The organism is Verrucomicrobiota bacterium (assembly GCA_037139415.1).
Classification (GTDB): Bacteria; Verrucomicrobiota; Verrucomicrobiia; order Limisphaerales; family Fontisphaeraceae; genus JBAXGN01.
Genome location: JBAXGN010000350.1, coordinates 1 through 2,601, shown reverse-complemented (window position 1 = coordinate 2,601; position 2,601 = coordinate 1). Strand labels below are relative to the sequence as shown.

Sequence of the window (2,601 nt, the reverse complement as noted above, 5' to 3'; positions counted from 1 at the left end):
AATGCATAGGTTCTCATCCCCGTTTTCCGCAGTTCAGAGCCCGGGCGAAGACGGACCCCGACCGGAAACGGGGTGAGAACCAGCGTTGAACTGAACCGCAGGATTAAGGCCGGTAGTGGGGTATGGGTGTTGAATTGGTCCGAGAGGCGGTGGAAAAGCTGGCTAGTCCCGTGAACTGGGCGGTGCGAGGAGGCAGTGGAGTGGCGGACGGGGGATTCGATGCCGAATGGACAAGCGATGCAGGCTGTTTGGAGCGCCAGGATCGGCACGTGGCCGGCGGCAAGGCGCACCTGTGGCAAGCTCGCGACCGGTCGGTCGAGCTGGGCAAAGAGCAGATCACAGCGGCGGAACTCATCAAAGTGGGCATCAGGAAGTATCGGGCCAGCGCCGGGGCGGCAGGATCTCCACCCGCAGTAGCCGGCCAATGTGACAGTGAGGACATTGGTCTTTGGGCTGGCCAGTGAGGAAGGCCAATAACTCGGCGCAGTCCTTCGGCAAGGGCAGCAGTTCGGTCACCGGATCAGCCAGAAGCTGACGAATCAATGCGAGCTTGGACCGGCGATGACGATTGGCAAAGAAGCCGGCAAAGCGAATGCGCTGAAAACCGTCGGGGAGAGCGTGCAGCAGGAAACGGCGGATGAACTCATCGGCCTCCAAGGTCATCAGGCGGGTCCGTTGCTCATGGCGATAGTCCTTCCAGAGGAACGTCACCTGGCCATCCTGTAAACAAACCAGCCGATGATTGGAGATTGCTACGCGATGGGTGTACCGGCCCAGATACTCCAGCACTTGGGGCGGACCGCCAAACGGAGGCTTGGCGTGGACCACCCAATCGGTGTGATGCAACGGCGCCAGATACTGGGCGAAGGCCTCGGGGTCAGAAAGGTGCGCCAGGGTTCCGGTGAACTGGAGTTGGCCCCGGCGGAAGATCCTTTCCAGAGCTTTGAGGAAATGTTTGCGAAAGTGGGCCGACAGCACACGAACGGGCAGGAAGAACCCAGGCTGGCATGCCACCCAGCGGTCATGATCGGGCCCAATGCCGCCGCCTGGAATCACGTAGTGGATGTGCGGATGGTGGAGCAGGTTCTGTCCCCAGGTATGGAGAATTCCAAAGAAGCCGAGCTCGGCGCCCAGATGGCGAGGGTCGCGCGCGATGGTCAACAGCGTCTCCGCGCTGACTTGGAACAGCAGATCGTAGAGCGCCTTCTTGTTTTGGAGGGCCAGATCGGCGATCAGGTGGGGCAAGGTGAACACGACATGGAAGTAGTTGACGGGCAACAATTCGCCGCGCCGCCGGTGAAGCCAGCGGGCGCGCGCCAGCGAGCCGCACTTGGGGCAGTGGCGGTTGCGGCAGGAGTTGTAGCTGATGCGGCGCTTGCCGCATTGGCCGCATTCATCGACATGACCACCCAGCGCGGCGGTGCGGCAGATCTCGATGGCGCGCATCAATCGGAGTTGGTGCCGCGCCATCGGGTGACTCTGCCGGTATGCCTCGCCGTGCTGTCGAAAAATGTCGGCCAGTTCCAGGACTGGCCGGCTCATCTACTGTGCCCGCTTGGCTGGACGCCCTGGCTTCTTCGCTGGCGACGCGTTCAGCCGATCGAGAGGCGAAACGACCCTGGCCAAGCGGGCCGGCGTGACGGCCGCGTACGCGGCCGTGGTCTCGATACGCTGATGACCGAGCAGGGCTTGGATGACGCGGATGTCTTCGCCATTTTCCAGCAGATGAGTGGCGAAGCTGTGGCGGAGCGAATGCGGGCTCACCCGCTTAGTCAGACCCGATTGCTCTACAGCATCCCGGCAGGCGCGCTGCACCGAGCCCTGGGTGATGTGAGAGTCGGACCGCCACGACGGGAACATCCATGGACCTTGCGGCCGCATCGCGCGATAGTAAGCGCGCAGGATCGCCAGCAGGCGGGGCGAGAGGGCGGCCAATCGCGGCCGGTTCCCCTTGCCGTTTTCGATGTGCAGGACCATACGAGCCGAGTCGATCCCGGCGATTTTGAGTGCCACCGCTTCGGAAATCCGCAAGCCCGCTCCATAACAAAGCGTCACGATAGTGCGATACTTCACGCCGGCAATGGCGTCGAAAAACTGCTGCACTTCCTGCGGACTCAGTACCGTCGGCACCTTGGCCGGTACGGGTTGGCGCGAGGGGAAGTCCTCTTCGCGCCAAGGCATCTCCAGTGTCACTAGGTAGAGGAACCTGACCGCCGCCAGAAAGCAGTTGACGCTTTCCGGCGACAGATGTGCCTCGTTCAGCAGGCTCAGCGCATACTGGCGGATGGCTTCCAGGTCCAGATGCTCCGGGCCGAGGCCATAGAACTCGGAGAAACAGGTCACATAATGGAGATAGCTGCGTTGTGTAGTGGCCGCGAGGCCCCGCAACTGCATGTCTTCGATCATCCGCTGGTGTAGAGCGGTCATAGGGGAACTCCTTAGGTTGTAGTCTGGCTCGCGGGAACGAGCCTTCTACAGTATTTCCCAGCGGAGTTCCCCTGATCGAATGTCGCTAGCGAAGACGACTACCCGCAGCGGTTTAGTTCAATGCATAGGTTCTCATCCCCGTTTTCCGCAGTTCAGAGCCCGGGCGAAGACGGA

At 61.7% G+C, this 2,601-nt stretch carries 2 protein-coding genes; both read right to left on the bottom strand.

Annotation, left to right across the window (positions count from 1 at the left end):
- Window positions 1-366: 366 nt before the first annotated feature.
- Window positions 367-1,542, bottom strand: coding sequence for an IS91 family transposase (locus WCO56_29520; protein MEI7733741.1), 1,176 nt, complete (start codon window positions 1,540-1,542; stop codon window positions 367-369).
- A complete protein-coding gene (locus tag WCO56_29515) occupies window positions 1,543-2,427 on the bottom strand; it encodes a site-specific integrase (GenBank protein MEI7733740.1) in 885 nt (294 codons plus the stop codon).
- Window positions 2,428-2,601: the final 174 nt, after the last annotated feature.

Bases quoted from the DNA above. Each gene is read 5' to 3' on its own strand.
- WCO56_29520 (MEI7733741.1), bottom strand. From the start codon at position 1,542: ATGAGCCGGCCAGTCCTGGAACTGGCCGACATTTTTCGACAGCACGGC.
- WCO56_29515 (MEI7733740.1), bottom strand. From the start codon at position 2,427: ATGACCGCTCTACACCAGCGGATGATCGAAGACATGCAGTTGCGGGGC.